The sequence below is a fragment of the Pseudomonas sp. BAV 4579 genome (assembly GCF_009765395.1).
Classification (GTDB): Bacteria; Pseudomonadota; Gammaproteobacteria; order Pseudomonadales; family Pseudomonadaceae; genus Chryseomonas; species Chryseomonas aestiva.
On sequence record NZ_WHOV01000006.1, the window covers coordinates 26,655 to 53,426 of the forward strand.

General features: G+C 65.6%; 23 protein-coding genes and 2 pseudogenes. 13 read left to right on the forward strand and 12 right to left on the reverse strand.

The features are described 5' to 3' along the window. Positions 1–128: 128 nt before the first annotated feature. Together GSQ95_RS02915 and GSQ95_RS02920 are read left to right on the forward strand one after the other, a co-directional pair. Entirely contained in the window at positions 129–1,916 is a 1,788-nt protein-coding gene (locus tag GSQ95_RS02915) for a GGDEF domain-containing protein (RefSeq protein WP_158890311.1), read from the forward strand. Positions 1,917–1,941: 25 nt separating this feature from the next. Further along, entirely contained in the window at positions 1,942–2,727 is a 786-nt protein-coding gene (locus GSQ95_RS02920) for an N-acetylmuramoyl-L-alanine amidase (RefSeq protein WP_158890313.1), read from the forward strand. A gap of 65 nt (positions 2,728–2,792) precedes the next feature. Here GSQ95_RS02920 and GSQ95_RS02925 read toward each other — a convergent pair whose 3' ends face one another. After that, entirely contained in the window at positions 2,793–3,890 is a 1,098-nt protein-coding gene (locus GSQ95_RS02925; RefSeq protein ID WP_037006569.1) for a GlxA family transcriptional regulator, read from the reverse strand. Between the two features lie 466 nt (positions 3,891–4,356). On the opposite strand from GSQ95_RS02925, the gene choX reads away from it, so the two are divergent. The 4 genes from choX (at position 4,357) to choV (ending at position 8,698) form a co-directional block, all read left to right on the forward strand. Further along, a complete protein-coding gene (gene choX, locus GSQ95_RS02930) occupies positions 4,357–5,295 on the forward strand; it encodes a choline ABC transporter substrate-binding protein (protein WP_158890315.1) in 939 nt (312 codons plus the stop codon). A 269-nt stretch (positions 5,296–5,564) separates the two neighbouring features. Beyond that, positions 5,565–6,503: a choline ABC transporter substrate-binding protein gene (locus GSQ95_RS02935; protein WP_158890317.1), complete on the forward strand. Its 939-nt coding sequence runs from the start codon at positions 5,565–5,567 to the stop codon at positions 6,501–6,503. A 116-nt stretch (positions 6,504–6,619) separates the two neighbouring features. After that, positions 6,620–7,462: a choline ABC transporter permease subunit gene (gene choW / locus GSQ95_RS02940; RefSeq protein WP_059316705.1), complete on the forward strand. Its 843-nt coding sequence runs from the start codon at positions 6,620–6,622 to the stop codon at positions 7,460–7,462. 3 nt (positions 7,463–7,465) lie between these two features. Next, positions 7,466–8,698, forward strand: a complete 1,233-nt coding sequence (choV, locus tag GSQ95_RS02945) for a choline ABC transporter ATP-binding protein (RefSeq protein ID WP_158890319.1) — start codon at positions 7,466–7,468, stop codon at positions 8,696–8,698. Between the two features lie 267 nt (positions 8,699–8,965). Here choV and GSQ95_RS02950 read toward each other — a convergent pair whose 3' ends face one another. The 8 genes from GSQ95_RS02950 to glyA all read right to left on the reverse strand — a co-directional run bounded on the left by GSQ95_RS02950 (position 8,966) and on the right by glyA (position 17,402). Then, the gene (locus GSQ95_RS02950) at positions 8,966–9,268 is read right to left on the reverse strand and encodes a HigA family addiction module antitoxin (RefSeq protein WP_027598623.1); all 303 of its coding nucleotides are present in this window, start codon (positions 9,266–9,268) and stop codon (positions 8,966–8,968) included. 94 nt (positions 9,269–9,362) lie between these two features. Further along, positions 9,363–9,641 (reverse strand): type II toxin-antitoxin system RelE/ParE family toxin, encoded by a 279-nt coding sequence (locus GSQ95_RS02955; protein ID WP_158890321.1) that lies wholly within the window; start codon positions 9,639–9,641, stop codon positions 9,363–9,365. A gap of 249 nt (positions 9,642–9,890) precedes the next feature. Next, on the reverse strand, positions 9,891–10,748 hold the full coding sequence (locus GSQ95_RS02960; protein WP_133860137.1) for a formyltetrahydrofolate deformylase: 858 nt from the start codon (positions 10,746–10,748) through the stop codon (positions 9,891–9,893). A 98-nt stretch (positions 10,749–10,846) separates the two neighbouring features. Then, entirely contained in the window at positions 10,847–11,476 is a 630-nt protein-coding gene (locus tag GSQ95_RS02965; protein ID WP_158890323.1) for a sarcosine oxidase subunit gamma, read from the reverse strand. A 15-nt stretch (positions 11,477–11,491) separates the two neighbouring features. Then, positions 11,492–14,512 (reverse strand): sarcosine oxidase subunit alpha, encoded by a 3,021-nt coding sequence (locus GSQ95_RS02970; protein WP_158890325.1) that lies wholly within the window; start codon positions 14,510–14,512, stop codon positions 11,492–11,494. Continuing rightward, entirely contained in the window at positions 14,509–14,808 is a 300-nt protein-coding gene (locus GSQ95_RS02975; RefSeq protein ID WP_158890327.1) for a sarcosine oxidase subunit delta, read from the reverse strand. The genes GSQ95_RS02970 and GSQ95_RS02975 overlap by 4 nt, the downstream gene beginning before the upstream one ends. A gap of 11 nt (positions 14,809–14,819) precedes the next feature. After that, entirely contained in the window at positions 14,820–16,070 is a 1,251-nt protein-coding gene (locus tag GSQ95_RS02980) for a sarcosine oxidase subunit beta family protein (protein ID WP_158890329.1), read from the reverse strand. A gap of 78 nt (positions 16,071–16,148) precedes the next feature. Then, complete coding sequence (gene glyA / locus GSQ95_RS02985; protein WP_158890331.1) at positions 16,149–17,402, reverse strand: serine hydroxymethyltransferase; 1,254 nt, start codon at positions 17,400–17,402, stop codon at positions 16,149–16,151. A gap of 215 nt (positions 17,403–17,617) precedes the next feature. Here glyA and GSQ95_RS27000 point away from each other — a divergent pair. The 3 genes and pseudogenes from GSQ95_RS27000 to GSQ95_RS02995 form a co-directional block, all read left to right on the forward strand. Beyond that, positions 17,618–18,388, forward strand: a pseudogene (locus tag GSQ95_RS27000) (PAS domain-containing protein); the annotation flags it as partial. A 111-nt stretch (positions 18,389–18,499) separates the two neighbouring features. Further along, positions 18,500–18,976 (forward strand): annotated as a pseudogene (locus GSQ95_RS27005) (methyl-accepting chemotaxis protein); the annotation flags it as partial. 81 nt (positions 18,977–19,057) lie between these two features. Then, positions 19,058–19,486 carry a universal stress protein gene (locus GSQ95_RS02995; protein WP_158973736.1) on the forward strand — a complete coding sequence of 143 codons (429 nt, stop codon included), beginning with the start codon at positions 19,058–19,060 and terminating at the stop codon, positions 19,484–19,486. Between the two features lie 58 nt (positions 19,487–19,544). Here GSQ95_RS02995 and GSQ95_RS03000 read toward each other — a convergent pair whose 3' ends face one another. Continuing rightward, on the reverse strand, positions 19,545–20,324 hold the full coding sequence (locus GSQ95_RS03000) for an exodeoxyribonuclease III (protein ID WP_027598631.1): 780 nt from the start codon (positions 20,322–20,324) through the stop codon (positions 19,545–19,547). A gap of 80 nt (positions 20,325–20,404) precedes the next feature. Here GSQ95_RS03000 and pyrE point away from each other — a divergent pair, with 80 nt between their 5' ends. The 4 genes from pyrE (at position 20,405) to GSQ95_RS03020 (ending at position 23,392) form a co-directional block, all read left to right on the forward strand. Then, positions 20,405–21,046: an orotate phosphoribosyltransferase gene (gene pyrE / locus GSQ95_RS03005; protein ID WP_158890670.1), complete on the forward strand. Its 642-nt coding sequence runs from the start codon at positions 20,405–20,407 to the stop codon at positions 21,044–21,046. Between the two features lie 24 nt (positions 21,047–21,070). Next, a complete protein-coding gene (locus GSQ95_RS03010; RefSeq protein WP_158890672.1) occupies positions 21,071–21,667 on the forward strand; it encodes a DUF4124 domain-containing protein in 597 nt (198 codons plus the stop codon). A gap of 192 nt (positions 21,668–21,859) precedes the next feature. Continuing rightward, the gene (locus tag GSQ95_RS03015; RefSeq protein WP_158890675.1) at positions 21,860–22,525 is read left to right on the forward strand and encodes a GntR family transcriptional regulator; all 666 of its coding nucleotides are present in this window, start codon (positions 21,860–21,862) and stop codon (positions 22,523–22,525) included. A 15-nt stretch (positions 22,526–22,540) separates the two neighbouring features. Beyond that, positions 22,541–23,392: a DUF1989 domain-containing protein gene (locus GSQ95_RS03020; RefSeq protein ID WP_158890677.1), complete on the forward strand. Its 852-nt coding sequence runs from the start codon at positions 22,541–22,543 to the stop codon at positions 23,390–23,392. A 60-nt stretch (positions 23,393–23,452) separates the two neighbouring features. Here GSQ95_RS03020 and argB read toward each other — a convergent pair whose 3' ends face one another. Both argB and algC read right to left on the reverse strand, forming a co-directional pair. After that, complete coding sequence (argB, locus tag GSQ95_RS03025; protein ID WP_133860148.1) at positions 23,453–24,355, reverse strand: acetylglutamate kinase; 903 nt, start codon at positions 24,353–24,355, stop codon at positions 23,453–23,455. Between the two features lie 74 nt (positions 24,356–24,429). Further along, positions 24,430–25,824 (reverse strand): phosphomannomutase/phosphoglucomutase, encoded by a 1,395-nt coding sequence (gene algC / locus GSQ95_RS26255; RefSeq protein WP_218568701.1) that lies wholly within the window; start codon positions 25,822–25,824, stop codon positions 24,430–24,432. Positions 25,825–26,772 lie beyond the last annotated feature (948 nt).

Below are 26,772 nucleotides of genomic sequence, written 5' to 3' on the forward strand. Positions count from 1 at the left end.
GAGCATTCCGAAGGCCTTTTCAACGCCGTTTGGCCGACACGCAGCAGATCGTGAACAGGTTCTGACAAGTCGGCTGGCGCCCCATCGTGCCTGCCTGCTGGCCACCCTCAAGCCTCTGGAGCGGGCGGATGGAGCGCGCGGACGTCGAACGCTGGAAAAGCAAATACCTGGAGAGCCTCGAGCATCTCGAGCGCCTGGAAAGCCGGTGGGAAAACCGCCTGGACCTGGTGCGTCGTGGCCTCGTGCGCAGCAGCCTGGCCGCCGAAGGCAACGACGCGGCGGTGGACGCCTGCCTGGTCGAATTGCGCGACATCCTCCGCCGTGACGACAGTGACGCCGATCTCGCCAAGCTGATTCCGCGCCTGGAGCGTACCGTGCTCGACTCCGAGCAGCGCCGGGAATTGCGCGCGCGCCAGGTGGCCGAGGCCTTCGCCGAACTCTGCCGGCTCTTGCAGACCCTGGAATTGCCGCGCGACCAGCGCAAGGCGCTCAAGGGCTTTGCCAAGCGCGCCCAGGCCGCAGCCGACCAACCGGGCGAACTGCCTGCGCTGCTCGGCGAATTCAGTCGTCTACAGCAACAGGCGCTGAGTCATCTGCACCCCGAACAGCCCGCCCGCGCCGGCTTTCTGCAGCGCCTGCTGGGCGGTCGGGGCGAGGTTGCGGAAGAGGCGCCGGCGACAACGTCGAGTCCGCTAGCTGAAGACGCCTCGCCGGCGCCAGTAGCCTCGCCAGCGGCGGAAGCGCTGGCAACGCCCGAACCGCCGCCGCTGCCGGTCGAAGGTATAGCCGCTGCGCCATCTGAATCCCCTGTAGAGCCCCTGGCAGTCCAGGCCGATCCGGCCTATGCCTTGCCCCCGGTACCCGAACCCGGCTACAGCGCCATAGCGCCGCATCTGGAAGCCACCCTGCTGCGACTACTCGACGATCTGGCGCTGCTGGACAGCCACAAGCCCCAGGCCGAGCACCTGCGCCAGCGCATCCAGGGCAGTCTGAACTGGTACGAATTGGTACCCGTGCTCGATGACCTGTCAGTGCTGGTGCTGGCCCTCAACCATTCCGGGCATAGCGAATTCCAGCTCTACCTACGCCGCCTCAACGAGCGTCTCGCCGCCTTCCAGACCGGTCTGCAGGACGTCCACGCCGGGCGTCAGGACGGCCAGACCCAGGAGCGCGCCTTTGGCGACGCTCTGCGCGGCCAGGTCAGCGAATTGCAAAGCGAGGTGCAGGAGGCGACGGACCTGGACAGCCTCAAGCTGTCGCTGGACAGTCGCCTGGAAGGTCTGCTGACCAGCCTGGCCGACCAGCAGAGCCAGCGCGAGACCCGCGAGCAGGAAGCCAGCGAAAGACTCAGCGCCCTCACCGAGCGTGTCGCCGGCATGGAGCGCGAGGCCCAGCAGTATCGCGGCCACCTGGAAGAACAGCGGCAGAAGGCCCTCTGCGATCCTCTCACCGGGCTGCCCAATCGCGCCGCCTGGAGCGAGCGCCTGGAGCTGGAGGTGGCCCGCTGGCAGCGCCATGGCGGTGACCTGCTGCTGGCGGTGCTCGACGTCGATCTGTTCAAGCGCATCAACGACGGCTACGGTCACCTGGCCGGTGACAAGGTGCTCAAGATCATCGCCAGCGAATTGCAGCGCCGCCTGCGCAAGACCGACTTCATCGCCCGCTTCGGCGGCGAGGAATTCGTCATGCTGCTGGGCGCCACACCGGTTGCCGGCGGGGTCACCTTGATCGAGCAGTTACGCGCCGCAGTCGCCGCCTGTCCCTTCCATTTCAAGGGCGAACGGGTGGTGATCACCCTGTCCGCTGGTCTCGCGGCCTTTGCGCCGGGCGAGGATGCCGATACCGTATTCGAACGTGCCGACCAGGCGCTCTACCGCGCTAAGCGCGCCGGACGCGATCGCCTGGACGTGGCCTGACCCCTTCCACGTTCGCGAGGTAATCGTGCGAAAGCCCTTCAAGCTCCTCCCCTGGTTGCTCTGCGGCCTCCTCCTGGCCGGCTGCTCCAGCGGTCCGCGCATCAATGACGACTATACCGCCCGCGATCAGGACAGCCGGGTGCAGTACATCGTGCTGCACTACACCGCGGCCGGCTCCCAGCAATCGCTCAAGCTGCTGACCCAGGCCGGCGTCAGCGCCCACTACCTGATCGACACCGATGGCACGGTCTATCGCTTGGTGGACGAGAATCGCCGTGCCTGGCACGCGGGCGTGAGCGAATGGGAAGGCCGCACCTGGCTCAACTCCACCTCCATCGGCATCGAGATGGTCAACCTGGGCTTTCGCGACACCCCGGCCGGGCGCCAGTGGTATCCCTTCAGCGAAGCCCAGATCCAGGCGCTGATTCCGCTGCTCAAGGACATCGAACAGCGCCACGGCCTGGATCGCCGCGCCATCGTCGGCCACAGCGACATCGCCCCGGGTCGCAAGCAGGACCCCGGGCCGCTGTTTCCCTGGGCGCGGCTGGCCGCAGCAGGCTTGATCAACTGGCCGGATCCGGCGGTGGTCGCCCAGCGCCAGGCCAGCCTGGGCGGCGTGCTGCCGCCGCCGGCCTGGTTTCAGGATCAACTGGCACGGATCGGTTATGCGGTACCGCGCACCGGCGTGCTCGATGCGGCCACCCGCGACGTCATAGGCGCCTTCCAGATGAAGTACCGGCCGGGTCGTTTCGACGGCCAGCCGGACCTGCAGACGGCGGCGCTACTACTCAGCTTGCCCAGCGGTCGCTAGTTTCTGTACGAAAAATGCCTACGCTCGCTGATGCTTCGTACAGAACCTAGGTGGCCGGAGGCGGCTTACAGCCGCACGCTGGCGAAGGTGGATTCGCCCTGGGCCTGGCTCAGGGCCGCCAGCGCAGACGAGGCCGGCATCAGCGACAGCTCCTGGGACAGCGGCATCAGCGCGATGGGCTGCTGGATGGTCGGACCCTGGCGCTCGTCGCGCGGTGGGATGCCGAAGTATTCGCGGTAGCACTTGGAGAAATGCGGGGTGGAGACGAAGCCGCACACCGAGGCCACCTCGATGATCGACAGGGTGGTCTGCTTGAGCAGCTGCCGGGCGCGGATCAGCCGCAGCTTGAGGTAGTAGCGCGACGGCGAGCAGTGCAGGTACTTCTGAAACAGGCGTTCCAGCTGGCGCCGGGACACGTCCACATAGACCGCCAGTTCGTCGAGGTCGATGGGTTCTTCGAGGTTGGCTTCCATCAGCGCCACGATTTCCTGCAGCTTAGGCTGGTTGGTGCCCAGCATGTGCTTGAGGGGGACGCGCTGGTGATCCTGCTCGTTGCGGATGCGCTCGTAGATGAACATTTCCGAAATCGCCGCCGACAGCTCGCGGCCATGCTCGCGGCCGATCAGGTGCAGCATCATGTCCATTGGTGCGGTACCGCCCGAGGCGGTGCAGCGATTGCGGTCGATGGTGAACAGCCGGGTGCTGAGCACCACGCGCGGATAGGCTTCCTGCAGGGCCGCCAGGGTTTCCCAGTGCACGCTGCAGTCGTAGCCGTCGAGCAGGCCGGCCCGGGCCAGGGCCCAGCTTCCGGTACAGACTGCGCCCAGCTTGCGGCCCTGGCGCGCCTGGCTCTGCAGCCAAGTGCAATGCTCGCGCGACACGCTGCGCTGGATGCCCACACCGCCACAGACGATCACCATGTCCATGACCGGAGCGGCGCTCACAGCGCTGTCCGGAGTGATCTGCAGGCCATCGCTGGCGCGCACCGGGCGGCCATCCAGGCTCAGGGTGCACCAGCGATAGAGCTCCCGCCCTGATAGCTGATTCGCCATGCGCAACGGCTCCACCACCGACGCCAGGGAGATGAGTGTGAAATTGTCCAGCAGCAGAAAGCCGATGGACTGGATCGCACGGGCCTGTGACGAGGTGGGAATGGGCGACATGGTTTGAATCTCCTTCACGCAGGCTGGGGCCCTTGGCTGGGCTCTAATGAGGTGCGGCGGACAACGTTGGGCGAAAGATGTGTCGCGGACGCATAAGTTATGTCGCAATTCCCATGCCGAAAATGGGTGAACCCCCACGCAGGCAGGCTGTCTGGGGCGAATAACCCATTCAGCAGCGCTCAATGGCGTTGATTAGCTAGGGTTTTTATTTGCGACCTTTCGGGTCCGAGACCGACCTTTTACCGATGGCACTTCGCCAGATGTATTCCATCGGTAACACCAGGACTTAACCAACGCGCGCCAAAATGTGGCATGGCGACTCAGTGGGCACGGTTGTAGGTCAGGCGTTTCAACCGTCTGTCGCCCTTTTGGCTACTTATGGCGAAAAGCCACCAAGGCCCGAGCCAGACGGACCGGTACGTGCAGTGACCCGTGCCCTTCCCCTTCGCGAACCCTGGAGTTCAGGATGAAAATCCCCCAAGCGCTGTGGTTGTCCGGCCTGTTGCTGAGTTCGACCGTGCAAGCGGGCGAGGTCGAGAGTTGTCAGCAGGTGCGCCTGGCCGATGTCGGCTGGTCGGATCTCAATATCACTAACGCCACGGCCCGCTATCTGCTCAGCGCCCTCGGTTACGAGACCGAGGTACTGCGCCTGTCCCTGCCGCAGACCTACGACGCCCTGGCCGCGGGCGAGGCCGATGTCTTTCTCGGCAACTGGATGCCGGCGCAGGCCAAGCTCAGCCAGCCGCTGGTCGATGCGGGTACGGTCGAACGCCTGCACGCCAACCTGCAAGGCGCCCGCTACACCCTCGCGGTGCCCCAGTACGTCTATGACGCCGGCGTGAAGAACGTCGCCGACATCGCCCGCTTCGCCGAGCGTTTCGATCACACCCTCTACGGCATCGAGCCCGGCAACGACGGCAACGCCCTGGTCAAGAAGATGATCGCCAGCAATGCGTTCGGCCTGGGCGACTTCAGACTCGATGAATCCAGCGAGCAGGGCATGCTGACCCAGGTGCGGATGAAGGAGCTGCTGGACCACCAGTGGATCGTCTTTCTCGGCTGGGAACCCCATCCGATGAACGTCCGGCACAAGCTGGCCTACCTCGACGGCGGCGATGACTACTTCGGGCCGAACCAGGGCGGGGCGACGGTCTACACGGTAGTGCGCAAGGGCTATGCCCAGCAGTGTCCCAACGTGGCCCGGCTGCTGGGCAACCTGGAGTTTTCCCTGGACATGGAAAACCAGCTGATGGATCGGGTGCTCAACGAAAAGGACAATCCGCGCCGCGCCGTGCGCAACTGGCTCAAGCGCAATCCCGAACGGCTCGACGCCTGGCTCAAGGGTGTCGTCACCCTCAGCGGCGCACCAGGCAGCGCCGCGGTGAAGGCCAGTCTGGCCAACTGATTCGCGAACGCTCCAGCCGTCGCCGACACCTCTGGGCAGCGGGCCGCCGCGGCGAAGGGCGCCACTGCCCGCCTCTCTCGCTCGGCCGCCACGGGCCGGACGCGGACGCGCCTGGGGCTCACGCTGGATACGACATTTCCGCTTCTGGTTACGACGCCGCGTACACTGGTAGCGACGCAGGCGGTAGGCGAGCCTGGGGGGATGGGTTACAGATAAATACACGTGGGGCGCACCGAAAGGTACCCCGCCAAACGCAAGGAGATGTGTCCATGAAAGGTTGTTCCCGTTGGCTCATGAGTGCCGCCCTGCTGGCGCCGCTCGCTGTTCAGGCGGCCGAGCCGGCTTCCTGTGCCAAGGTGCGCTTTGCTGACGTCGGCTGGACCGACATCACCGTGACCACGGCCGTGACCAGCGAGGTGCTGCACGCCCTCGGCTACCAGACCACGACCAACATGATCTCCGTACCGGTGACCTATAAGTCCCTGCAGAACAAGGACATCGACGTCTTCCTCGGCAACTGGATGCCGAGCATGGCGGCGGACATCAAGCCCTATGCCGACAACGGCAGCGTCGAGACCGTGCGCGCCAACCTGGAGGGTGCCAAATACACCCTGGCCGTGCCGCAGTACGTCTACGACGCCGGGGTCAAGAGCTTCGCCGACATCGCCAAGAACGCCGACAAGTTCGACGGCAAGATCTACGGCATCGAGCCGGGCAACGATGGCAATCGCCTGATCCAGGGCATGATCGACAAGAACACCTTCGACCTGGGCAAGTTCAAGCTGGTGGAGTCCAGCGAGGCCGGGATGCTGTCGCAGATCCAGCGCGCCGAGCGGCGCCAGCAGTGGGTGGTCTTCCTCGGCTGGGAACCCCATCCGATGAACACCCGCTTCAAGATGGCCTATCTCCAGGGCGGCGACGACGTCTTCGGTCCCAACTATGGCGGCGCCACCATCTACACCAACGTCCGCAAGGGCTACGTCCAGGAATGCCCCAACGTGGGCAAGCTGCTGACCAACCTGTCCTTCACCCTGGACATGGAAAACCAGCTGATGGACAAGGTCCTCAACGAAAAACAAGCCGCGAGCGCCGCCGCCAAGGCCTGGCTCAAGGCGCATCCGCAGGTGCTCGACCAGTGGCTGGCCGGCGTGACCACCCGCGATGGCAAGCCTGCGCTGGAGGCGGCGAAGACCGCCCTGGCCCCCTGAGCGAACACTAACATTCGACTGTCCCGCGCCAGTTCGGGCGGGTACTGCCACAGCCGAAGCACGAATCCGCGGTTCTCGTGCTTCGATCTGTCCACCCCTACCTGACGGGCACCGTTATGTTAATCACCGACCACAAGCTCCCTCTCGGCCAGCAGATCGCCGATTTCATCGACTGGCTGACGCTGCATGGCGCCAGCGTCTTCGACAAGATCTCCGATGTGCTGTCCGGCCTCATCCACGGCCTCACCGCCGGCCTAATGTGGTTCAACCCGCTGGCCTTCATTGCCCTGGTCGCGGTAGGGGTCTATCTGCTGCAACGCAGCATCGGCCTGGTGATCTTCGCCCTCATCTCCCTGCTGCTGATCCTCAATCTGGGGTACTGGCAGGAAACCATGGAAACCCTGGCCCAGGTGGTCTTCGCCACCCTGGTGTGCATCGCCGTGGGCGTGCCGCTGGGCATCATCGCCGCGCACAAGCCTTGGTTCTACACCGGCCTGCGCCCGGTCCTGGACCTGATGCAGACGGTCCCCACCTTCGTCTATCTGATTCCGACCCTGACCCTGTTCGGCCTGGGCGTGGTACCCGGGCTGATTTCCACGGTGGTCTTCGCCGTGGCCGCGCCGATCCGCCTGACCTGCCTGGGCATCCAGGACGTTCCCGCCGAGCTGATGGACGCCGGCAAGGCCTTCGGCTGCTCGCGCTGGCAGCTGCTGACCCGCATCGAGCTGCCCCACGCCATGCCCAGCATCGGCGCCGGTATCACCCAGTGCATCATGCTGTCGCTGTCCATGGTGGTGATCGCCGCCCTGGTGGGCGCCGACGGCCTCGGCAAGCCGGTGGTGAACGCCCTCAACACCGCGGACATCGCCCTGGGCTTCGAAGCCGGCCTGTCCATCGTCCTGATCGCCATCCTGCTCGACCGGGTGTGCAAGCAACCCGCCCCTCGCGAGGTTAAATAAGTCATGACCGCCATACGTTTCGAACACGTCGACGTCATCTTCGGCAAGCAGAACAAGCGTGCCCTGGAGCTGCTCGACCAGGGCAAGGGTCGCAGCGAGATCCTCCAGGAAACCGGCCAGGTGCTGGGTGTCGAGGACGCCTGCCTGGAGGTCCAGAAGGGCGAGATCTGCGTGCTGATGGGCCTGTCCGGCTCGGGCAAGTCCAGCCTGCTGCGCTGCATCAACGGCCTCAATACCGTGAGCCGCGGCAAGCTGCTGATCGAGCACAAAGGCAGCGAAGTGGACATCGCCAACTGCTCGCCCACTGTGCTCAAGGACATGCGCACCACGCGCATCGCCATGGTGTTCCAGAAGTTCGCCCTGATGCCCTGGCTGACCGTGGCCGAGAACGTCGGCTTCGGCCTGGAGATGCAGGGCCGCTCGGCCGCCGAGCGCAAGAAGCTGGTGGACGAGAAGCTGGAACTGGTCGGCCTGACCCAGTGGCGCAACAAGAAACCCGACTCCCTCTCCGGCGGCATGCAGCAGCGCGTCGGCCTGGCCCGCGCCCTGGCCATGGATGCCGACATCCTGCTGATGGACGAGCCCTTCTCCGCCCTCGATCCGCTGATCCGCCAGCAACTGCAGGACGAACTGCTGCAGCTGCAGACCAAGGTCAACAAGACCATCGTCTTCGTCAGCCACGACCTCGATGAAGCCCTGAAGATCGGCACCAACATCGCCATCATGAAGGACGGCCGCATCATCCAGCACGGCCGCCCCGAGGACATCGTGCTCAATCCGGCCGACGAATACGTGCGCACCTTCGTCGCCCACACCAATCCGCTCAACGTTCTCAGCGGCTACAGCCTGATGCGCGGCCTGGACAAGTGCGGTCGCGAGGGCAACGAGATCTGCCTGGAGCGCAGCCATGACATCTGGCTGGCGCTGGACAACCAGACGGTCAAGGCCTTGCGTCGCGGCGGCGAGAGCCTGGCCCTGCAACGCTGGACCCCGGGTATGCCGGTCACCAGCCTGCAGCGCCAGCCGACCCTGGCGCCGGCCGACATCCGCATGCGCGACGCCCTGGAGATCCGCTACCACACCGGGCACAAGCTGGTGCTGGAGACCGACGGCCGCGCCGTGGGCATCCTCGGTGACAAGGAGCTCTACCACGCCCTGCTGGGCAAGAATCTGGAAAAGGCCGGCGAAGACGTCGTCCCGCCCGCGGTCCGCTCGACCCTGTCCCAGGCGGGCTGACCGCCTGGCCCGCCGCCCGCCTCTCTCCGGCAGAGGCGGGTGGCCAGGAGCCTGGCAGGTCCGTGAAGTCTTCAGGATTTGCCCCGCTCTCGCGCCTCTTCCCTACCTGTCTAGGTCCCGCACCTCTATAACCGACACAGTGCCTGTTGCCCGCTGCGATAAGTGAAGGCTGTGCACCAGACACCCCGTCTGCAGCGTGCGCGACCAGACAACGCAAAAGGCACCCCAGGTGTCCGGGTGGTCATGATCAAGCTGGCGAAGCGTACGTCAGGCGACGTGCAGCGGCTTCACTTGCTGGCGGATCAGCTCGCCTTTCGAGGTTTCCGCCACCCGTAGTTCATAGGTGGCCTGAAGGCCCATCCAGAAATTCGGCGTGGTGTCGAAAGCAGCGGCAAGCCGCAAGGCCATATCCGCAGAGATTCCACGACGCTCCAGTACCACGTCGTTTACCGTAGGTGCCGAGACGCCCAGCGCACGGGCCAAGGCCGACGGCGTCATGTTCATGGGGACCAGATAGTCTTCCCGCAGAATCTCCCCGGGATGAACCGGGCGCATTCCGTTGGTCAGCATGGCGTTACCTCTTTATTTCCAGCTAGGGCTAAGACACGGGTCGGATCTTGATCGATATCTGAGCCAGCGCCTGGTTTGGCGGGTGCCGGCCCCTTCAGTGATAGTCGACTATTTCGACGTTGGCGGGTCCTTGCGGCGTCCATTCGAAACAGATGCGCCATTGGTCATTTATGCGGATGCTGTGCTGACCCTTCCGCTTGCCTTCCAAGAGCTCGAGGCGATTACCGGGCGGCGATCTGAGGTCGCGCAACTCCACCGCCTCACTCAGCGCTGTCAGTCTGCGTGTCGCCACCCTGGCTATCTGACTCCACTTCCGATTGTCGCCATCGGTAAAAAGCGCCTGGGTATCCTTGCACTTGAAGCTCAGAATCACCAGGCCACCTTAACGTAGCTCGTCAAGGACAAATTTAACGCATAACGTTAAACGTTTCAACGCCAGTCGTTGGTAGGAATCGACAGGGTTCGGCGTACGAGCGCCTTTGCTGCCAGTGCCTTGATGACGATCCGAGTCCCCGTCTTACGACCAAGATGGCGACCCAGTCGGAAACCTGCAAGGCTACCGCAAGGGGCTAGGGGTGCTGCGAGCGCATGGACGCGCCTCGCAGTAGCGTAGGAAGGAGACCTAGAGCACCACCGTCCGCCCGGCATTGAGAAAGACGCGGCGCTCCAGGTGATAGCCCACCCCACGCGCCAGGGTCAGGCACTCGATGTCACGGCCGCGGGCTACCAGGTCTTCGGCATAGTGGGCATGGTCCACCGACTCGACGCCCTGGGCGATGATGGGGCCTTCGTCCAGATCGTTGTTGATGTAGTGCGCCGTGGCGCCCACCAGCTTGACGCCCTTGGCATAGGCCTGGTGATAGGGCCGCGCGCCCTTGAAGCCCGGTAGCAGCGAATGGTGGATGTTGATCGCCCAGCCATCGAGGCGACGGCACAGCTCGGGCGACAGCACCTGCATGTAGCGCGCGAGGATTACCAGCTCGGCGCCGGTCTCCTGCAGCACCTGCCAGACCTTGGCTTCCTGGGCCGGCTTGTCCTGGGGATCCAGCGGGAAATGGTGATAGGGAATGCCGTGCCAGGCCGCCAGGGGCTCCAGATCCGGATGGTTGGAGATCACCGCCACCACGTCCATGGGCAACTGGCCGATGCGCTGGCGATAGAGCAGGTCGTTGAGGCAGTGGTCGGCCTTGGAGACCATGATGGCGACCTTGGCTCTATAGCCGGGCGGGGTCAGTTCAAAGGTCATGTCGAAGGGCGTGAAGCGCAGGTCCAGGCCGACGCGGAACAGGCCTTCGTTGAAGTCGCTGGGTACCTGGAATTCCACGCGGATGAAGAACCGCTGGGCTTCGCGATCGTCGAAGCTGTGGTGCTGGGTGACATAGCAGCCCTGCTCGAACAGGTAGCGCGTGACCACGTCCACGGTGCCGAGGCGACTCGGGCTCTGGGCGGTGAGAATCCAGGTATCGGGCGTGCGGCTCATGATGAATTCCTTTGCATGGAGATGAAGCCAGAATCACAAAACCCGACCTGCGCGCAACGCAGGTCGGGTTCGATGGAGCGTCTGAACGCAGCGACCGATCAGGCCTCGATGCGCAGTCCGTACTCGGCGCTCGCGTCCTGCAGCCACAGCCAGACGTAGTCGGCGAAGCTGCGGCGCACAACCAGTTCCCAGGTGTCCGGCGCCGTGTGGCGGATCACCAGCTGGGACTTGGCGAACACCGTCCCGACGGCCTTGCCCACCGGGAAGTTGTCCGGATGGACGTCGTAGGAGGTGGACTTCATCAGCACTTCACGCACCTTGGGTCCCTTGAGCTCGACCAGCGTCTGGCCGCCACCGACATTGATGATGGCGACATGGCGCTCGCCCAGGGCCTGGCGCAGGGCCTGCTCGGTGGCGAACTCGCTGCCACCGGGTACCACCAGCAGCCACTCGTCCGGACCGAGCCACTGCAGCGAGCTCTCGCCCTTCTGGGTGATCGCCAGCGGACCGGGCACTTCCAGACCGACCACGCTCTGCACGGCGCCGGTGAAGCCTTCGTCATGGGCGTCGCCACGCAGTACCAGGTGCCCCAGCAGGGCCCGCTCGCGCAGGGTCACCCCGGCGGTGGCCGGGCCGCGACCGACGAGCTTGTTCAGCTCGGCGTGAAACAGCGGGGATTCGGCGCGCGCCTTGGCGGAGTATTGGTCGTAGACATTGATGTTGTTCATGGGGCGCTATCCTCGTTAGGCGACGTTCTGCCGCTCACCCTTGGGGTCGTAGAACACCGGCGAGACGATCTCGGCAGCGATGTAGCGGCCATCGGCCAGCGGGGCGTAGACGGTCTGGCCCATACGGCCCAGCCCACCCTTGACCATCGCCATGGCGAAGCCGTAGCCCAGGGTCGCGCTGTGGTAGCTGGAGGTCACGTGACCGACCATGTCCATGGGGATCGGCTGGTTGCGCTCGAACACCAGTTGCGCGCCTTCCGGCAGGACGTCGCGGGCATCCAGGGGCTTGAGGCCCACCAGCTCCTTGCGATTCTCGCGGACGCAGTCCACGCGATGCATGCCGCGCTTGCCGATGAAGGAGAAGCTCTTGTTCAGGCTCACCGCCCAGCCCATGCCCAGGTCCTGGGGCGTGACCGAACCATCGGTGTCCTGACCGATGATGATGAAGCCCTTCTCCGCCCGCAGCACGTGCATGGTCTCGGTGCCATAGGGGGTCAGGTCGAATTCCTTGCCCGCGGCGACCACCTGCTCCAGCACGCCCATGGCGTAGTTGGCCGGCACGTTGATCTCGTAGGAGAGCTCGCCGGTGAAGGAGATGCGGAACACCCGCGCCGGCACCCCGCCCACCTGGCCTTCCTTCCAGGCCATGAAGGGGAAGGCGGCGTTGTCCAGATCGATGTCGGTCAGCTTGGCCAGCAGCTTGCGGCTGTTGGGACCGGACAGGGTCAGGGTCGCCCAGTGGTCGGTGACCGAGGTGAAGTACACCTCCAGTTCCGGCCATTCGGTCTGGTGGTAGAGCTCCAGCCATTCGAAGACGCGCGCGGCGCCGCCGGTGGTGGTGGTCATCAGGAAGTGGTTGTCGGCGAGACAGGCGGTGACGCCGTCGTCGAAGACCATGCCGTCTTCTTTGCACATCAGGCCATAGCGGGCCTTGCCGATGTCCAGCTTGGTCCAGGCGTTGGTGTAGACGCGGTTGAGGAATTCCCGCGCGTCCTTGCCCTGGATGTCGATCTTGCCCAGGGTCGAGGCGTCGAGCAGCCCGACGCTGCGGCGCACGGCCAGGCACTCGCGATTGACCGCGGCGTGCAGGTCCTCGCCCGCCTTGGGGAAGTACCAGGGGCGCTTCCACTGGCCGACGTCCTCGAACAGGGCGCCCTGCTTGAGGTGCCAGGCGTGCAGCGCGGTGTAGCGCTTGGGCTCGAACAGGTGGCCGCAATGCCGTCCGGCGATGGCGCCGAAGGTGATGGGCGTGTAGTTCGGGCGGAACATGGTGGTGCCGACTTCCGGGATGGCCTTGCTCTGCACCCGGGCGGCGATGGCCAGACCGTTGATGTTGCCCAGCTTGCCCTGGTCGGTGCCGAAGCCCATGGCGGTGTAGCGCTTGACGTGCTCGATGGACTCGAAGCCCTCGCGGCAGGCCAGCTCGATGCCGGCGGCGGTCACATCGTTCTGCAGGTCGACGAATTGCTTGGGGGCCCGCGACGACGGCTTGTCGTGGGGCACCTGGAACAGCGCAAGACTCGGCTCTTCCTGGCGGAATTCGGCCTGGGGCAGCTCGCCGCTGACCACCTTGGCGCCGGCTTCGGCGGCGGCAGTCGCGCCCGCTTCGAAACCGTCGGCCAGCACATCGCCCAGGGCGAAGACGCCATTCACGCCGCCGGCGCAGACGCGCTTCTGCGGTGCCGGACCGGGCACGAAGGCCTGGATGTCTTCACGCCACTGCGGACGACCGCCCAGGTGCGAGGCCAGGTGGACCACCGGGCTGTAACCGCCGGAGGTGGCAATGAGGTCGCAGTCGACCCACTCGCCGCCACCCAGGGTGCGGAAGGCGGTGAGGTCGATGGTGGCGATCTTGGCGCCGGTCACCCGGGTGTTGCCGCGGGCTTCGCTCACGGCGGTCCCGCCCATGACGCGCACGCCACGCTTGCGCACTTCCTCGACCCAGGCGCCGCGGGGGTTGGGCCGCGCATCGGCCACGGCCACCACCTGGCGACCGGCTTCGAGCCAGTCCAGGGCCACGCGGTAGGCGTAGTCGTTGTTGGTGGACAGCACCAGGCGCTGACCCGGGGCCACGGCATAGCGACGGATGTAGGTGGACACGGCGCCGGCCACCATGTTGCCCGGCAGGTCGTTGTTGGCGTACACCAGCGGCCGCTCGTGGGCGCCGGTGGCCAGTACCACGCGGGTGGCGCGGACGCGGTGCAGGCGCTGACGCACCTGGCCATGGGGCGCGCGATCACCTAGGTGATCGGTGAGCCGCTCGTGGATGGTGAGGAAGTTATGGTCGTGGTAGCCGTTGACCGTGGCGCGCGGCAGCAGCACCACGTTGTCCAGACCCTGCAGCTCGGCCACGGCCTTAGCGGCCCAGTCGGCGGCCGGAGCGCCATCGAGACGCTCGCGGCTGTCCAGCAGGCTGCCACCGAATTCTTCCTGTTCGTCGGCCAGGATCACCCGGGCGCCGCTGCGACCGGCGGCCAGGGCCGCGGCCAGACCGGCGGCGCCACCGCCCACCACCAGCACGTCGCAGTGCTGGTTGAAGTTGTCGTAGGTGTCGGGATCGACCTGGGTCGGCGCCCGGCCGAGGCCGGCGGCCTTGCGGATGTACTTCTCGTAGGTCATCCACAGATTCTGCGGATACATGAAGGTCTTGTAGTAGAACCCGGGCGGCATCATCTTGCCGCCGACCTTGCCGAGGATGCCCATGAGGTCGTTGTTGACGCTCGGCCAGCCGTTGGTGCTGGCGGAGACCAGGCCCTGGTACAGCGCCTGCTGGGTGGCCCGAACGTTGGGCACCTGGGTGGCCTCGGTGGCGCCGATCTGCATGATGGCGTTGGGCTCTTCGGCACCGGCGGCGACGATGCCGCGCGGACGAGAGTACTTGAAGCTGCGCCCGATCACGTCCACGCCGTTGGCCAGCAGCGCCGAGGCCAGGGTGTCACCCTTGAAACCCTGGTAGGTCTGCCCGTTGAAGGTGAAGGTGATGGCCTGGCTGCGGTCCAGGCGACCGCCCTGGGTGAGTCGATGGACCTGGCTCATGTGCGATCTCCTCGCTCGGCGGTGAAGCGGGGTTGCTCGCCGATCGGATAGGTTTCGAGAATTTCGTAGGTCTCGGTGTTACGGGTCGCGTTGAAGTACTGGCGGCAGCCCGAAGCATGAACCCACAGCTCGTGACGCAGGCCGCGCGGATTGTCGCGGAAGAACATGTAATCGCCCCACTCCGCGTCGCTGCAGGCCTCGGGATCCAGCGGACGCGGGATGTGCGCCTCGCCGGCGGCGTGGAATTCTTCTTCGGAGCGCAATTCCCCGCAGTGGGGGCAATGGATGTACAACATGCTCGGGCTCCTTAGTGCGCGACGGCCGCTGCGCCGTGTTCGTCGATCAGCGCGCCGGTGTGAAAACGGTCGATGGAGAAGGGCTTGGCCAGCGGATGCATCTCGCCGGAGGCGAGGGACGCCGCGAAGACGTTGCCCGAGCCGGGGGTGGCCTTGAAGCCGCCGGTACCCCAGCCGCAGTTGAAGAACAGATTTTCCACCGGGGTCTTGGAAATGATCGGGCAGGCGTCGGGCGAGGTGTCGACGATGCCGCCCCACTGGCGGTTCATGCGTACCCGCGAGAGGATCGGGAACATCTCGACGATGGCCTGCAGGGTGTGCTCGATCACCGGGTAGGAACCGCGCTGGCCGTAGCCGACCCAGCTGTCGATGCCGGCGCCGATCACCAGGTCGCCCTTGTCGGACTGGCTGATGTAGCCGTGCACCGCGTTGGACATGATGACGCTGTCGATGATGGGCTTGATCGGCTCGGAGACCAGCGCCTGCAGCGGGTGGGACTCCAGCGGCAGGCGGAAACCGGCCAGCTTGGCCATGTGCCCGGAGTTGCCGGCGGTGACCACGCCGACGCGCCGGGCGCCGATGAAGCCGCGGTTGGTTTCCACGCCGATCACCTTGCCGTCCTTCTTGCGGAAGCCGGTGACCTCGGTCTGCTGGATCAGGTCGACGCCCAGGGCGTCGGCGGCGCGGGCGAAGCCCCAGGCCACGGCGTCGTGACGGGCCACGCCGCCGCGGCGCTGCACGGTGGCACCGAAGATCGGATAGCGGGTGTTCTTGCTGCAATCCAGGTAGGGAATCTCCTCGGCCACCTGGCGGGTGTCGAGCAGTTCGCCGTCGACGCCATTGAGGCGGTTGGCGCTGACCCGGCGCTCGGAATCGCGCATGTCCTGCAGGGTGTGGCAGAGGTTGTAGACGCCGCGCTGGGAGAACATGACGTTGTAGTTGAGGTCCTGGGACAGGCCTTCCCACAGCTTCATGGCGTGCTCATAGAGGTGCGCCGACTCGTCCCACAGGTAGTTGGAGCGGACGATGGTGGTGTTGCGCGCGGTGTTGCCGCCGCCCAGCCAGCCTTTCTCGATCACCGCGACGCTCTTCACGCCGAACTGCTTGGCGAGGTAGTAGGCGGTGGCCAGGCCGTGACCGCCACCACCGACGATGACCACGTCGTACACCGGCTTGGGCGTCGGGGTGCGCCACATCCGCTGCCAGTTCTCGTGATGGCTTAGGGAGTGCTTGAAGAGGCCGAAGCCGGAATAGCGTTGCATCTGGAGACTCCTGCAGACGACGCCCCTTTCCGCGAGGGGGAAAGGGGTTGGATAAGGGTTGCGTCAGGCGCGCGGCGACTAGCGGTAAACCGGGTAGTCGCGGCACAGCGCGGCCACCTGGCGCGCCACCTGGGCTTCCACATCGGCATCGCCGAGGTGGTCGAGGATGTCGCAGATCCAGCCCGCGACGCGTTCGCTTTCACTGACGCCCAGGCCACGGGTGGTCAGGGCCGGGGTGCCGATGCGCAAACCCGAGGTCACGAAGGGCGACTGGGGATCGTTGGGCACGGCGTTCTTGTTCACGGTGATGCAGGCGCGACCCAGGGCGGCGTCCGCGTCCTTGCCGGTGATGCCCTGCTTGATCAGGCTGACCAGGAACAGGTGGTTGTCGGTACCGCCGGAGACCACGTCGTAGCCGCGTGCCTTGAACACGCCGGCCATGGCCTGGGCGTTTCTGATCACCTGCTGCTGGTAGGTCTTGAAGCCCGGCTCCAGGGCCTCCTTGAAGCACACGGCCTTGCCGGCGATGACGTGCATCAGCGGGCCGCCCTGGGCGCCCGGGAATACCGCGGCGTTGAGCTTCTTCTCGATGTCGGCGTTGGCCTTGCACAGGATCAGGCCGCCACGGGGGCCGCGCAGGGTCTTGTGGGTGGTGGTGGTCACCACGTCGGCGAAGGGCACCGGATTCGGATAGACACCCGCGGCGACCAGGCCGGCCACGTGGGCCATGTCGACGAACAGCAGGGCACCCACGCTGTCGGCGATGTCGCGGAAGCGCTGGAAATCCAGGGTCTTGGAGTAGGCGGAGAAGCCCGCCACGATCATCTTGGGCTGGTGCTCTTCGGCCAGACGCTGGATCTCGTCGTAGTCGATCAGCCCGGTGTCGGTGTTGATGCCGTACTGCACCGCGTTGTACAGCTTGCCGGAGGAGCTGACCTTGGCGCCGTGGGTCAGGTGACCGCCGTGGGCCAGGCTCATGCCGAGGATGGTGTCGCCGGGCTGCAGCAGCGCCAGGTAGACCGCCGAGTTGGCCTGGGAACCGGAGTGCGGCTGGACGTTGGCGTAGTCGGCGCCGAACAGCTGCTTGGCGCGCTCGATGGCCAGTTGCTCGACCTTGTCGACATGCTCGCAACCACCGTAGTAGCGCTTGCCCGGATAGCCTTCGGCGTACTTGTTGGTCAGCACGCTGCCCTGGGCTTCCATGACGCGCTGGCTGGTGTAGTTTTCGGAGGCGATCAGTTCCAGGTGATGCTCCTGGCGCCGCGCTTCCTCGCCCATGGCGGCGAACAGCGCATCATCGTAGCCCTGGATTTGGTCCTGCTTGCTGAACATCGCGGCGCTCCTAAAGTCTGTGGCGGTGAAAACCACCCCCTTGCCGCGATGGTAGGCCCCGCCCCTGACCCCAAGATGCCTGTTTACGCCCCGGGCCGGCGCGTTTGCGACAGCCACTCAAGGGGCGAGTTCTGCCGTTCGCCGGGTCCTATCAAGTCGGCTCTCCTGGCGCCGATAGGCTGGTTACGCCTTTGCCCCAGCCAGCGAGTTCTGCCATGTTCAATGCGCATCTAAAGAAGACCATCGCTCGGCTGGAAGCCGAGCAGCATGCCAATCAGGGCCTGACCCAGGCCCTGGAGCGTTCCATGGCGGTGATCGAGTTCGATCTCGACGGCACCGTCCTGCGCGCCAACGACAACTTCCTCCGCCTGACCGGCTACCGCGCCGACGCCCTGGTCGGCCAGCACCATCGTCGTCTCTGCCCCGCCAGCGTGGTCCAGGGTCGCGACTATGGCGACTTCTGGGCGCGCCTGAAGCGTGGCGATTTCATCGCCGGCACCTTCCAGCGCCTGGATGCCCAGGGCCGTACCCTCTGGCTGGAAGCCAGCTACAACCCGCTGCCCGACAGCAGCGGCAAGATCGCCAAGGTGGTGAAGTACGCCCTCGACATCACCGCCCAGGTCGAGCGCGACAGCGAAGCCCAGAGCAAGCTCAAGGCGCTGGACCGCGCCCTGGCGCGCATCGAGTTCGACCTGGACGGACGCATCCTGGACGCCAACGACAACTTCCTGGCCACCCTGAGCTACAGCCTGAAGGAGATCCAGGGCCAGCAGCATCGGCTGTTCTGCGAGCCGGCCCTGGTCAATAGCAGCGAATACGCCGACTTCTGGCGCCGCCTCAACGCCGGCGAATTCTTTCGCGGCCAGTTCAAGCGTCTGGGCAAGCATGGCCGGGTGATCTGGCTGGAAGCGAGCTACAACACGGTGTACGACGCCACCGGCCGGCTGTACAAGGTGGTCAAGTACGCCAGCGACATCAGCGAGCGGGTGGAAAAGCACGAAAGCGACGGCCGCAGCGCCTCGCGGGCCTATCACATCTCCGCCGAAACCGAGAAGGTCGCCGAGCACGGCACCCGGATCATCCAGGCTGCCGCGGGCGAGATGCGCGAGATCGCGCACAACGTCAGCGCCTCCGCCGAGGTGATCGGCCAGCTGGGTCAGCGCTCGGAGCAGATCACCGCCATCGTCAACACCATCCGCGGCATCGCCGACCAGACCAACCTGCTGGCGCTCAACGCCGCCATCGAAGCGGCGCGCGCCGGTGACCAGGGCCGTGGCTTCGCCGTGGTCGCCGACGAGGTTCGTCAGCTGGCGGGGCGCACCAGCAGCGCCACGGCAGAGATTGCCGAGATGATCGGCCGGATTCTCAACGAAACCCAGCAGGCGGTGGCCAGCATGGAGAGCACCCAGGGGCGCGCGGTCAAGGGCGTCGAGCTGGCGGACCAGGCCGGCGCGGTGATCGTGCAGATCCGCGATGGCGCCAGCGACGCCGTGGAAGCCGTGAGCATGTTCGCCAGTAAGCTGGACGAATCCGAGGTGATTCCCAAAGGCGCGCGCAACTGGGTGGGCCATTGAGGCCACAGGCTTGATCGGGATCAAGCGACCCTGACAGCCAGGGTCTAGCATGAAGGCACACCCCTCTCGTGGAGATGCCCCATGCACACTGTCCTGGTCGCCTACGATGGTTCTCCCAGCGCCGACAACGCTCTGCGCTATATCCTCGACCTGGTGAAGGCCGGGCTGACGCTGGAGTTGCACCTGCTCAACGTGCAGAACGAGCCGGAGATCTATGGCGCGCCCTTCGATGACCGCATCCTGCGCGAATGGCGCGGCAGCCTGCAGGACAAGGCCGAGGATATCCTGGTCAGGGCGCGCCCTGCCCTGCTCGAAGCCGGTATCGAGGCCCAGACCCACGTCGGCTTCGGTGGCATCGCCGAGACCATCGGCGAGACGGCGCGGCGCCTGGAGGTGGACACCGTGGTCATGGGCACCCGCGGCCTGGGTTCGCTCAGTGGCCTGCTGCTCGGTTCGGTGGCCCATCGCGTGGTGCACCAGGTGCCCTTACCGGTGATCCTGGTGAAATAGCCACCCAACAAAAAACCAGCCCTCGGGCTGGTTTTTTCGTTTCCGGGCACCGCGTGGATCAGATGCTCAGGGTCCAGTCGTAGTCGACGATCAGCGGCGCATGCTCGGAGAAGCGCGGTTGCCGCGGCAGGCGCGCCGAGCGGACGAAGCGACGCAGACCCGGGGTGAGGATGTTGTAGTCGAAGCGCCAGCCCAGATTCAGGTGCTCGGCCTGGTCGCTGTCCGGCCACCAGCTGAACTGGTCGCCTTCGCGGCTCACTTCGCGCAGGGCATCCACATAGCCCATGTTGCCGATCACCTCGTCCATCCAGGCCCGCTCGGGGGCCAGGAAACCGGGGATCTGCTGGCAGTCGCGCCAGTTCTTCACGTCCTGCTTCTGGTGCGCCACGTACAGCGAGCCACAATAGATGTACTCGCGGCGCTTGCGGCGCTGCTTGTTCAGGTAGTGGGTGAAGTCGTCCATGAACTTGAATTTCATGTTCAGATCTTCATCGCCGCGCTTGCCCGAAGGCAGCAGCAGGGTGGCGATGCTGACCTTGTCGAAGTCCGCCTGCAGATAGCGACCGAAACGATCGCAGGACTCGAAGCCCAGGCCGCTGATCACCGCCTTCGGCTGGACCCGCGTATAGAGCGCGACACCGCCCTGGGACGGCACTTCGGCATCGCAGGCATAGAGGATGTAACCCTCCAGCGCATAGGCCGGGTCGTCCATGTCGTAAGAAGAGGCGCGGGTATCCTGCAAGCAGATCACGTCGGCATTCTGCGCCTTGAGCCAAGGCAGCAGGCCCCGCTCCACAGCGTCCTGAATACCATTGACGTTCAAGCTGATGATCCGCATAAATGGCCCCCAAAAAATCGTGGATGTATGATACCCGAGCTAAACCGGTTTAGCTAAATACAAGCCGCGCAAGGACTTATATGCAGGCGTACCAGCGTAATTTCATTCGTTTCGCCATCGAGCGCGGAGTTCTGCGCTTTGGTGAATTCACCCTGAAATCGGGTCGCATCAGCCCCTATTTCTTCAACGCCGGCCTGTTCCACAGCGGTTCGGCGCTGGCCCAGCTCGGCCGCTGCTACGCCGATGCGCTGGTCCAGGCCAATCTGCCGTTCGATGTCCTCTTCGGCCCGGCCTACAAGGGCATCCCCCTGGCCGCGGCCACGGCGGTGGCCCTGGTCGAGCACCACGGCCGCGACGTGCCCTGGTGCTTCAACCGCAAGGAAGCCAAGGATCACGGCGAAGGCGGCCTGCTGGTGGGCGCGCCCCTGACCGGTCGGGCGCTGATCATCGATGACGTCATCACCGCCGGCACCGCCATCCGCGAGGTCATGCAGATCATCGAAGGCCAGGGTGCCAGCGCGGCCGGGGTGCTCATCGCCCTGAATCGCCAGGAGCGTGGGCGCGGCGAGTTGTCGGCCATCCAGGAAGTCGAGCGTGACTACGGCATTCCGGTGCTCAGCATCGTCGCCCTGGATCAGGTGCTCGAGTACCTGGCCGAGGATGCCGAGCTCAAGCGTCATCTGCCCGCCGTCCAGGACTATCGCGCCCAATACGGCATCTAGCCGTCAGCCCCAGGAGAGACGGCCATGGTCGTACGTCGCGCCGCTGCCAGCCTGTTGCTCATCGTCCTGCCGCTGGCCGGTCAGGCGGCCGAGCTGTACCGCTACCTGGACCGCAACGGTACCCTGGTCATCGATCGCCAGGGCGTGCCGCCGGAGTACGCCGGCAAGGGCTACGACGTGCTCAACGAACAGGGCCGGGTGATCCGCAAGGTCGCGCCGGCGCTGCCCGCCGCGGAACTCGATCGCCAGGCGCGCGAGCGTCAGCAGGCGGTCGTCGATGGCCAGTTGCGCAAGCTCTACAGCAATGTCGAGGACGTCGACCGCGCCAAGGCGCGCAAGCTGGCCGAGCTGGACGGCGTGCTGCAGATCAAGAAGGCCAACCTGGAGGCCACGCGCCAGCTGCAAAGCCAGCTGATGGAGCAGGCGGCGGTGCAGCAGCGCAATGGCCAGGCGCTCCCGGCGGATCTGCAGGCACGCCTCGACGCCGCGGCGGCCGATCAGGTGCGTCTGCAGACCGATCTGCAGCGCTACGCCGAAATGCGCACCAGCACCAGCGCCGCCTTCGACGCCGACCGTGCGCGCATGCAGCGCCTGGAAGGCGCCCCCGACACGGATCGCTGAGCCGGCAGGGCGCAACGCCCGGACCTGCTCCTGACACCCACCAGACCTCTGGCTGGCTATCAGCAGACGACCTCCTCGTCAGTGGCCGACGCCCTGATCCTGGGTGCTCAGCCTCTTGCACTCGAGATTTCTGGCACTCATCGTGCAAGTCCGTTTGCAACGCATTGTTGAACAATCGGATAGCCAAGACTCATGAGCGGCAAGGAAACGGCGGCGCTGTCCCTGGGGGCTCAACTGCTGCTGGAGATGCGCGAAGACATCATCGGCGGCCGCCTGCTGCCCGGTACCGCGCTGGTCGAGGGTGAGCTGGTCAAGGCCTACAACGCCTCGCGCAACACCATCCGCGAAGCCCTGCACCAGCTGGATCGCGAGGGTCTGGCCACCTATGTTCGCCACAAGGGGGTCATGGTGCGGCGCCTGGGCCTGGCCGAGGTGCGCGACATCTTCCAGGTGCGTCGCACCCTGGAACTGCAGGCCATCCTCACCAGCCGCCCGCTGCGCGAATACCAGTCCGATCGGATGCTGGATGCCCTGGAGGCGGCCGAACTGGCGCAGTCGCGCGAGGACTGGCGCGCCCTTGGCACCCACAGCCTGCATTTCCATCAGCACATCGTCGGCCTGCTGCGCAGTCCGCTGTTCGATGAATTCTTCGCCACCGTCGCCGCCCAGATGCGCCTGCTGTTTTCCCTCGCGCCCGACGAGGAACACTTCCAGCGGCCCTGGATAGCCCGCGACCGCCAGATCCACGACCTGCTCGCCGCCGGGCACCGCCAGGCGGCGGGCGAGGCCATGGCCAGCTATCTCGACGATTCCGAAAACCGGCTGCTGGATCTGCTCAGCGCAGCCAGGCCGCTCTGACCGAGGAGACCTCCCATGTACAAGGACTACCCCGCCGCCTACCAGTCCACCCAGGGCTCCGCCCTGCAGGTCGATCAGGCCTTCTATGATCGGCTGCGTGAACGCAAGGACGGACGCACCCTGATCGAGAAATTCGAGATCCCGATCCGTACCGGTCGCGCCTGGAAGGTCCCCGCCGGCCATCTGTTCCGCGTCACCACCCCGCACGGGCCTCAGGTCGGCGACTTCAACGTCTGGAACGCCGAGGATCCGCGCGAACGCATGTGGGCCGCGCGCACCCGGCAACTGCAGGGCGCCCACGTCAGCACCCATGACCGCCTCTGGTCCAACCTGCCCTTCCTGCGGCCCCTGCTGACCATCACCGACGACAGCCTGGCCGGCTACGGCATCGACGAACACGGCGGCCGCCTGCATGACCTGCTCGGCACCCGCTGCGATCCCTACGTCAACAAGATGCTCACTGGCGAGGACTTCCACCACCACTGCCACTCGAATCTCACCCGCGCGGTGCTGCCCCACGGCCTCACCGAATTCGACGTCCACGATGTGCTGAACATCTTCCAGTGCACCGGCCTCAACCACGATGACCTGTACTTCATGAAGGCCTGCCCGGCCAGGCCCGGCGACTATCTGGAATTCTTCGCCGAAATCGACGTGCTCTGCGCCCTGTCCACCTGCCCGGGCGGCGATCTGTCCCTGGCGATGTGGGGGCCCGATGCCGAGGACCCGCTCAGGGTCTGCCGTCCGCTGGGGGTGGAGATCTACCGGGTCGAGGAAGCGCTGCTGCAGGGCTGGGAGTCGCCCAAGCGGGCGGCCTACAACGGTCAGCACGGCCTGACCCTGCCCAAGGCCAGCTGGGAGCAGTGAGTCCGGGCCAGCAATAGAAACGGCGCCCTGGGGCGCCGTTTGGGGTCCGAGCGAAAGCGCTCAGCGCTTGCGGTTGGAGATCAGCGTACCGACGCCGACGTCGGTGAAGATTTCTAGCAGCACCGCGTTGGGCACCCGACCGTCGATGATGTGGGCGCTCTGCACCCCGCCCTGCACCGCTTCCAGCGCGCAGCGGATCTTCGGCAGCATGCCGCCGTAGATGGTGCCGTCGGCGATCAGCGAATTGACCTGCTCGGTGGACAGCCCGGTGAGCACCTGCCCCTGCTTGTCCATCAGGCCGGCGATGTTGGTCAGCAGCATCAGCTTCTCGGCCTTGAGCGCCTCGGCCACCTTGCCTGCCACCAGGTCGGCGTTGATGTTGTAGGACTCGCCCTCCGGACCCACGCCGATGGGCGCGATGACCGGGATGAAGTCGCCACGCACCAGCATGTTGAGCAGGTCGATGTTGACCCCGGTGACCTCGCCGACATGGCCGATGTCGATAATCTCCGGCTTGGTCATCTCCGGCGTCTGCCGGCTGACCTTGAGCTTGGTGGCGCGGATCAGGCCCGCATCCTTGCCGGTCAGGCCGATGGCCTTGCCGCCATGGCGGTTGATCAGGTTGACGATGTCCTTGTTGACCTGGCCGCCCAGGACCATCTCCACCACATCCATGGTCTGGGCGTCGGTGACGCGCATGCCGTCGATGAAGTGGCTCTCGATGGACAGGCGCTTGAGCAGGTCGCCGATCTGCGGACCGCCGCCGTGCACCACCACCGGGTTGATGCCCACCGCCTTCATCAGCACGATGTCACGGGCGAAGCCGGCCTTGAGCTCGTCGCTCTCCATGGCGTTGCCGCCGTACTTGATCACCAGCGTCTTGCCGACGAACCGGCGGATATAGGGCAGCGCCTCGGACAGCACCTCGGCGACGTGCGAGGCATCCTCGCGGCTCAGGGTCATGGCTCACCTCTCAAGGTCGACTAAGAAAAAACAAAGGGCGCCTAGGCGCCCTCTGTGCTACCGCTGACCCGAGGTCAGAACGGCAGATTCAGATCCGGCTCCACCGCCAGCAGCTGCTTGCGGAACACCGTCTTGATGCGCTCCAGCTCCTCGAGGGTTTCCGCCTCGAAGCGCAGCACCAGCACCGGCGTGGTGTTGGACGCACGCACCAGACCCCAACCGTTCTGGTAATCAACGCGAACGCCGTCCAGGGTGGTGATCTGGGCATCGCCCCACTGGGCGTCGCGCTGCAGGGTCTCGATGATGCCGAACTTGCTCTCTTCGGTCACCTGGATATTGATCTCCGGGGTGGAGATGTCTACCGGGAAGGTATCGAACACCTGCTGGGCGCTGTTCTTCTCCTGGCTGAGGATCTCCAGCAGGCGCACGGCGCTGTAGATGCCGTCGTCGAAACCGAACCAGCGTTCCTTGAAGAACACGTGGCCGCTCATCTCGCCGGCCAGCAGGGCGCCGGTTTCCTTCATCTTCTTCTTGATCAGCGAGTGGCCGGTCTTCCACATGATGGGACGACCGCCGTAGCCGGCGATGAGGTTGTTCAGGCGGCGGGTGCATTTGACGTCGAAGATGATGTCGGCGCCCGGGTTGCGGGAGACCACGTCCTTGGCGAACAGCATCAGCAGCTGGTCGGGATAGATGATCTTGCCTTCGTTGGTCACCACGCCGACGCGGTCGCCGTCACCGTCAAAGGCCAGGCCCAGGTCGGCACCGGTTTCCTTGACCTTGGCGATCAGGTCTTCCAGGTTCTCGGGCTTGCCCGGATCCGGATGATGGTTGGGGAAGTTGCCGTCCACCTCGCAGAACAGCGGGATGACCTCGCAGCCCAGGGACTCGATCAGCTGGGGGGCATTGACCGCGGCGACACCGTTGCCGGCGTCCACCACCACCTTGAGCTTCTTGGCCAGCACCACGTCGTTGCGGATGTAGTCGGCATAGCTCTTGAGCACGTCGACCTGCTTGATCTGGCCCTGGCCGCTGGCCACGTCGCCGGTCTCGATGCGCTCGCGCAGACGCTGGATGGATTCGTTGGCCAGGGTCTCGCCGGCGATGACGATCTTGAAGCCGTTGTAGTCCGGCGGATTGTGGCTGCCGGTCAGCATGACGCCGGACTTGCCTTCGAGCACATTGGCTGCGTAGTAGAGCACCGGGGTCGGCACCATGCCGACATCGCTGACATTGGCGCCGCTGTCGGCCACGCCCTTGATCAGTTGGGCGACCAGCTCGGGGCCGGACAGGCGGCCGTCACGGCCGACGGCCACGTTGGGCTCGCCACGCGCCAGGCTCTCCGAGCCGATGGCGCGCCCGATCCAGTAGGCGGCTTCGGCGGTCAGGGAGTCACCCACCACGCCACGGATGTCGTAGGCGCGGAAGATGCTGGCGTTGAGTTGGGGGGCTTGCGGGGTAGTGCTCATCGGGGGTTTCTCCAATCCCAGGAGATCCTGGTCTTCGTCGAGGATACTGATATCGAGGATGTCGGTGGTCTGGAACAGCGGCTCGCTCTGCTGAGCGCGGCCTCTGTCGGCAAACTCCGCCAGGGTCTTGGCCACGGCATCGCTAGGTGCCGCAGCATATAGGTCCGGCGACGACCCGGCCGATCGGCTGGCCAATCGGGCCGTCGACTTGGCCACGGGTTCCATTACCGCCAGGCGCAAAGTCGGGCTTTTGGCTATCTGATTGGATTCAAGTTCCTCGGCATAGGCCGTCAGACTGCGGACGTCGTCACGGAGCCGGCGTGACAGCTCCCGGGAAAACAGCCAAAAGCCCGTCAGCACGCCAAACAGCGCCAGCAGCAGCGCCACCAGCGGAATACCCAGGGGCGTATCGGCACCGGCCTCGGCGGCGGGTGCCAGCTCCAGCGTCCACAGCGGACTGCCGGTCGCGAGCCGGCGCATCAGCGCCGGATCACCGGGGCTGCCGCCACTGGCCAGCACCTGCACACTGCCACCGGGAAATTGCTGCAGCAGGCGCCACTGGCCAACGTTCGCCGGCGGCGTGGCCCAGCCCTGCAAGACGTCCGGCAGTGCTTCCACCAGCACGGCGCTGCCGAGCAGCTGATCGCCACGGCGGATGGGCTGAGCGCTGTAGACCAGCCAGCGATCCCTTACGCGATAGGCTTCCGGCGGGGTCCGCTGGCCGCTTTCCAGGCGCTTGAGCAGATCGAGGGCGGCATAGTTGAGGGGACCGGGGCGATCGTCCTCGATCTGGCGCATGCCGGCCGGCACCACCAGCACATCGACCACGCCAAGGCGCTCGCGCAGCTGGCTTTCCGCCGCCGCACGCGCCGCGGGGTCATCGCCCTGCAAGGCCTGCAACACCAGGGCATCCCCGGCGACGCCCTGCAGCCGGCGGGTCAGGCCGAC